The 6,972-nt window shown below is 47.9% G+C and carries 4 protein-coding genes; 3 read left to right on the top strand and 1 reads right to left on the bottom strand.

From position 1 onward, the window contains the following. The first annotated feature begins 108 nt into the window (after positions 1-108). The 3 genes from ACTBZS_RS11385 to ACTBZS_RS11375 all read left to right on the top strand — a co-directional run bounded on the left by ACTBZS_RS11385 (position 109) and on the right by ACTBZS_RS11375 (position 5,207). Positions 109-2,235: an ATP-binding protein gene (locus ACTBZS_RS11385; protein WP_463044207.1), complete on the top strand. Its 2,127-nt coding sequence runs from the start codon at positions 109-111 to the stop codon at positions 2,233-2,235. Positions 2,236-2,273: 38 nt separating this feature from the next. Beyond that, positions 2,274-4,118, top strand: a complete 1,845-nt coding sequence (locus ACTBZS_RS11380; RefSeq protein WP_463044206.1) for an MASE3 domain-containing protein — start codon at positions 2,274-2,276, stop codon at positions 4,116-4,118. 93 nt (positions 4,119-4,211) lie between these two features. After that, positions 4,212-5,207 carry a sulfate ABC transporter substrate-binding protein gene (locus ACTBZS_RS11375; RefSeq protein ID WP_463044205.1) on the top strand — a complete coding sequence of 332 codons (996 nt, stop codon included), beginning with the start codon at positions 4,212-4,214 and terminating at the stop codon, positions 5,205-5,207. Between the two features lie 3 nt (positions 5,208-5,210). On the opposite strand, the gene ACTBZS_RS11370 is transcribed toward ACTBZS_RS11375, so the two are convergent. Then, positions 5,211-6,851, bottom strand: coding sequence for a methyl-accepting chemotaxis protein (locus ACTBZS_RS11370; RefSeq protein ID WP_463044204.1), 1,641 nt, complete (start codon positions 6,849-6,851; stop codon positions 5,211-5,213). Between the last annotated feature and the right edge of the window lie 121 nt (positions 6,852-6,972).

Raw genomic sequence — 6,972 nt, 5'->3', positions numbered from 1 at the left:
TGTATAATAATGTCAGTTATCGCAGTGCTGATCTTCTAAAGTGAAAAAACTTTTTTCTATTATTTTTTCACTTTTACATCAATCTATTGCAGCGTTAGGGTTACCGTTATGGCACCACTTTCTGCTTCATCCTCCTTGCCTATGCAGACCATGCGGACACCGGTGTTGGCGTTTAGCCTTGGTTTACTATGTCTTCTTACCACAATGGTCTATTTCCTGTGGGCGAGTCATCAACAGGCCGTGAACAGTGCCAAGATCAATACTGATAACTTGGTGCAGGTTTTAGAAACACGGGTGGCGGCTGACTTTTCTCGTGTGGATGGCATTCTTTCTTTTGTGGCAGACGAAGTGCGTACCCAAGGCTTATGGAGCCGCACTCCTTCAGAATCGCTATTGCCAATGCAAAAACGGCTGGCGAACTTAATTGTTGATTTTCCTGCCGTAGCAGGGTTGTTTATTTTTGATGCCGATGGTCAATTATTGTTGTCTTCTGATGCTAAATGGCGCCCGTTTTCCATTGCTGATCGTCCCCATTTCCAACGCTTGCGCGCCAACCCTTCGTTAAATCATGTCTTTTCCGATCCCTTAGTCGCTCGTGCCACGGGAAAGTGGGCATTGGTGCAATCGCTGGCGATTCGTAACGCTGATGGTGAATTGATAGGTGTGGTGAATGCCCTGTTTCACCTTGACGATTTGGCCGATGATTTCGCGAAATTGGATGTCGGCGATCAAGGACGTGCCTTACTGCGGCGGTCGGATAATTTCCGGCTGATTTTCCGCACCCCTTATAGCAGCGTACAAGAGCAAGACATCAATCAGCCGATTCCACCGAGTAATGCGGTGCGCCGACAAATTGAAGCGGGGGTGAGCGCAGGTTCATTACGGTTTATCGCCTCCACCGATGCTAAAGCGCGCCTTGGTAGCTTTCGTGTGTTGAAAAAATATCCGTTTTATGTGCAAGTGGCTTTGGCGGATGAGGATTATTTGGCCGATTGGTACCGACAAGTGGCATGGGTATCGGTGTTTGCTGTGGTGTTAATGGTACTGTTTGTGCTGTTTATCATGCGGATGAAGCGTGATGAGCACAGAATTGCACAGGCTAACCAAGCGTTGGCCTATCGCCAAGGCTTATTTAGCGCGTTATTTGAACAATCTAGTTTGATGGCGGCGATTGTTGATAGTGACGGGCGGCTATTAGAAGTCAATTCACAGGCTTTAACTGTCTTACATGGACAACGGGAACGAGTGCTGGGTGCAACCTTGGTGGACTTACCTTGTTGGCCAAAAGTTGAACAACAAGAAGCATTGCAGCGGCTGTTGGCTCAGGCCATTCAGGGGCAGTTGGCGACAATTGACCATCTCAATATTGTGCTACCAGACCGTCAGATCGCAGTGATGTTACATGCCATTCCGGTGCAATTAGCCGAACAGCGTTTGGTGGCGGTGACCGCAATTGATATCAGTGCGCTCAAAGCCAGCGAAGCCGAATTGCAAGAAAAAACCCATGCGTTGGAACATTCGAATGCTGAACTAGAGCAATTTAGCTACAGTATTTCTCACGATATGCGGCAACCACTGCGGATGATTTCGAGTTATTTGCAATTGCTCCGGCAAAGTTTGGGTAATCAATTAGATGAAGACCAACAACAATTTTGTCATTTTGCGATTGATGGTGCAAAACGCTTAGATGCAATGTTAATTGGGTTGTTGGAATATTCGCGTGTTGGCCGCAAGGGGGAACCCCCTGTTTGGATAGAAAGCCAAGAGGTGTTGCAACAAGTGCTGTTATTCTTACAGCCAATGGTGCGTGAGTCGGGCGCACAGATCACAGTGCAGGGTGAATGGCCACGCCTGTTTGCCAGTCCGGATGAGCTATTGCGTTTGTTACAAAACCTGATCGGTAATGCCTTGAAATTTCGTGTGGCGGAGCGTGTGCCACATATTGAAATCCGTGCAGTGGTCGGCGATGGTATGTGGTCGGTGTCGATTCAAGATAATGGAATTGGCATCATGCCGGAGCAAGCCGGACGTTTGTTCCAAATGTTCCAGCGTTTGCAATCTCGCTCGGCCTATGAAGGCACTGGCTTAGGATTGGCGATTTGTCGCAAAATTGTTGAACATCATGGTGGGCGATTGTGGGTGGAATCAGCTGGCGAAGGCTTGGGTTCGTGTTTCACCTTTGAAATTCCCTATTTGACGGAAATGACGCTTGAAAGCGTGAAAGAAAACCAATGAATGGGTATGGTTCAGAAATTATACAATCGCTCAAGTCCATGCTAATTGGACGGCGAGCGATTGTGCCCCTGCTGGCGGTGATGTTGTTAATCCCGTTAAGTTTTTTCAGCTTTTTATTGTTCCATACCGTGGCAGAACTGGTGTCTATCGTAGTGGCAACCAGTGCTTTTATCGTGGCATGGAATACCTATGGTTTTTCGCGTAATCCGTTTTTGCTTTTTCTCGGTACCGGTTTGTTGTGGTTGGGCGCCTTAGATTTATTTCATACCTTGGTTTACAAGGGAATGAATATTTATCCCGGCGTGACTGATGCCAATTTACCCACCCAAGTTTGGGTTGCAACCCGTTATTTACAGGCGCTGTTGTTATTGGCCGTGCCGTGGTTTGGGGTGCGTACGCTACACCGTGGTTGGCTGATTACCACGATGGGGGGAATTGCGTTGGCGGTATGGGCATGGATTATGTCGGGTTATTTTCCCGATGCCTTTATTGAAGGAAAAGGACTCACGCCTTTTAAAATTGTGAGTGAATATATCATCGTGTTATTGCTGATATTGGCCGGTTTACACCTCTATTGGCGGCGAAAACGCTTTGATCCTCACATGGTGGCGCTGATTTCGGTATCCATTGTGGCCACGATTATTGCCGAGTTGGCGTTCACTTTTTATGTTGATGTGTATGGCTTATCCAACCTGATTGGCCATTTGTTTAAAATTCTCGGTTATTGGTATATCTATGTGGCGCTGGTGGAATATGCCCTAGCGGGGCCGTTCCGGTTAATGGCCCATGCCGCCACAACCTACGATGCCATTCCCGACCCGACGGTGGTGATTGATGTGAATGGTGAAATCCGCCAAACCAATGCTGCGGCTCGTAAGCTGTTCAATCTATCCGAGGTCGAGTGTGTTGGCCGACATTGCCATGATGTATTACATGCCTCACATCTGTCGATTCAAGACTGTCCGGTGTGCCAACAGATTTATCAAGGTGGAACAGGACATCGTATCGAGGTCGAGGATCGCTTAGGACAACGCTGGTTTGAAGTCATATTATCCCCTGTGACATGGGGCGAACAGGCGATGGGGATGGTGCATGTCAGCCGTGATATTACCCAGCAAAAACAGATGATGACGCAGCTGGCGCGCAGTAATGCCGAGTTGCAACGCTTCGCTGAAGTGACCGCTCATCATCTGCAAGAACCTGCCCGCCGTCTTGCCTCGTATGCCGATCATTTGACTTCTCTACTAGGTAATCGCGTCGAGGATGATCCCGAAGTGGCGTTTTCCTTAAACTTTATTCGCCAACAGGCGCGGCGCCAACAGAATTTATTGCGTGATGTCGAACGTTATTTGGCCGCTGATCAACCGCGTGGTCAGATGGTGGAGGTGGATGTCAATCGATTATTGACTGTATTGTTACAACGTCTGACCCCTGCTTTACAGCAATATCATGCTGAGGTAGAGGTGCATCCAGCGTTGCCGGCGGTTTGGATTGATACGCCACGCCTCAATCAAATTTTCGAAACGATTTTAGAAAACGCCCTGCGGCATGCTCAGCCGTCCCATCAAGAGAAAACACCGCCGATATTGCCACTGCATATTGTCATTCACGGTGAACGTCATGTGAACAACGTCCGCTATACCGTGTGTGATAACGGCGTGGGTATCGAGGCGACTTATCGTGAAAGGGTGTTTCGTGTGTTTGAGCGTTTACAATCGAATGCCCTTGGTGAACGCGATGGTGGCGGCACGGGGATTGGTTTGGCGATTGTGCGGCGTATTGTAGAAAGTTGTGGCGGCAAGGTGTGGATTGAAGATAGCTATTATGGCGGCTGTTGTGTGGTGTTTGAAATACCGATCCCCCTTGGTCAACATCATCAATAGACAAATTGAGAATAAAAGAAGCGTTATTTATTATTTTTTACTTGGTTTAGGGTGGGGTAAGCTAGGCGAGTCAACTCAATTAAGGATAACATCATGACTCGTTTTACATGGTTGCTTGCCGCTGTCGGTTTGTCTTCATCGGTTTGGGCCGCGCCGGTGACACTTTTAAATGTATCCTACGACCCGACTCGTGAACTATATAAAGAGATCAACGCTGCTTTTATCAAAGATTGGCAAGCACGCAATAGCAAAGACACTTTAACGATTCAACAATCCCACGGCGGTTCGGGTAAACAAGCCCGTTCGGTAATCGATGGTTTAAGTGCAGACGTGGTCACGCTGGCCTTGGCGTATGATATTGATGAAATTAGCCAAAAAGCTAAGCTGTTACCCGCAAATTGGCAAAGCCGCCTGCCTCATAACAGCTCTCCTTATACGTCCACCATTGTCTTTCTGGTTCGCAAGGGCAATCCCAAACAAATTAAAGACTGGGGGGATTTGGTCAAGCCTGGGGTACAAGTGATTACCCCTAATCCAAAAACATCCGGTGGTGCGCGTTGGAATCATCTGGCTGCGTGGGGTTGGGCATTAAAACAGCCGGGGGCCACCGAACAAAAAGCAAAAGACTATTTACGCGCACTCTATAAAAACGTTCCGGTACTGGACACGGGGGCGCGTGGTTCAACCATGACTTTTACCGAACGTGGGATTGGTGATGTGTTATTGGCATGGGAAAACGAAGCCATTTTGGCAAAGAAAGAATTAGGACCCGAAAAATTTGATATTGTGGTGCCCTCGCTATCGATTTTGGCCGAGCCGCCAGTGGCAATTGTTGATAAGAACGTCGATAAAAAAGGCACACGACAGCTGGCAACGGACTATTTGAAATTCTTATACACCCCACAGGCACAAGCCTTGATTGCCCAGAATTACTACCGACCTATCGATCCACAGGTCGCTACCCAATATCGCAATACATTCCCGCAGGTCAAACTATTCTCGATTGCCGATTTAGGCGGTTGGGCAAAGAACCAGACAGCGCATTTCTCAGATGGTGGCGTGTTTGACCAAGTGTATGGTGTGAAATAAGTTTTAGCCCTTAACGCGGTATTGCGTAACGGATTTTTCCATACGCAATACCATTTTGTTTAGGTGTGCAACGGTGTCACTGGTAGACGACACCACCACCCGATTTTGTTCTGTCATTACCGCAATTTGTCCCAAATGTTCTTCTAGGGTATGAACGGCTTGATTTTGCTGTTGGGCAGAAAATGAAATTTCACTGACGCGTTCAGTCGTGGTTTGCATTTTTTGGTTAATGTCATGCAACGCCCCTTTTGCTTGTTCAACCAGTTGTACCCCTTGTTCTACATGCTGCGCCCCCGAACGCATTCCCGCCACCGCCTTGACCGTTTCTTGTTGTACTGCCTGCACCATGCGGCTAATGTCCTCAGTCGCCATGCTAGTGCGTTCTGCGAGTTTGCGGACTTCATCTGCCACGACTGCAAAACCCCGCCCCGTTTCGCCGGCTCTTGCCGCTTCAATGGCCGCATTCAAGGCCAATAAATTAGTCTGTTCAGCAATGTCTTTAATCACTGCTGTGATACGGGAAATTTCTTCCGACTCTTGCCCTAACTGTTCAACTTGTTGCGCTGACGCTTTCACTGCATCGGCTAAATAGACGATGGTTTGGCTGGCTTGATGTGCTACCACACTACCTGCCTCAGAGGATTGTTTAGCCGAGGCGGAAACTTGACAGGTGTGGCCAGCGCTGTTGGCGACATCGGCGATGGAACGGGTGACAGCACTGATTTCATGGGCCGCAGAGGAACAGGCGATATTCTGTTGTTGTGCCGCAACGTGTACTTGGGTCATGCCTTGTTCCACCTCGTTGGCAATATCGCGAACTTGCCGCGCGGCATCTCCCATACATTGAATGGTGGCTTGCACTGAAGAAACAAAACGATCGACTTTTCTGGCAATAATGCCGAGGGGGTCTTGTCGTTGTAGGTCAAATCGTTTGGTTAAATCACCTGATAACAACAATGTTTCAAGGTAATCGGTCAGTTGTTGTAAGCCCTTTTGAAATGCTGGCATGAAAACCAGCATAAAAAATAAGGTGATGGACAACAACAAGGTAGCCAGTATGGGTAATACCTTGTCTAACCACGTCCATCCCAACACGACACGCAATAAAAACAAGCCAGTAAATAACAAGCAACTGCCACTCAATAGCCAAGGCTGAACTTCGGAACAGCAAAACAAAGCCCATAAGGAACGACGTTTGGGGACAATCCGACCGTGAAAAACACGGATAGAACGATCACCCTGTTGCAGGCGTTGATAAGCAGCTTTGGCTGCCATCACATCTTCAACCGTCGGACGGGTTCGCACTGACTGATAACCGACAATTTTCCCCTCTTCACGGACAGGAGAAGCATTGGCAACCACCCAATAAAATCCACCATCTTTACGCCGATTTTTCACAATGCCGCGCCAAGGTCTGCCCGATTTCAGGTCTCGCCACATATCAGCAAATGCTTCGCTAGGCATATCAGGATGCCGCACCAGATTATGAGGCTGGCCAATCATCTCTTCTCGTGAGTAGCCGCTGATGTCCACGAAAGCCTGATTCGCCTCAACAATTTTTCCCTTGAGGTCAGTCCGAGAATAGATAAATTGTCCGGCTGGAACTTGTGTCTCAACCTCTGTGGTAAAAGATTGGGCTTTCATGGTGTTGTCCATTTTTTGTTGATTTTGATGTTTTTCTGCTGTCTTTTTTTGAGTCAAGCCAAAATTTTGGCGACTGACTCCGTATCTTTCCATAAATTTTGAACAAAAATTCTATTTTTTG

The organism is Aquaspirillum sp. (genome assembly GCF_055136605.1).
Note: the sequence above shows the minus strand (reverse complement) of the source record. Positions and strands in the feature narration are given on the sequence as shown.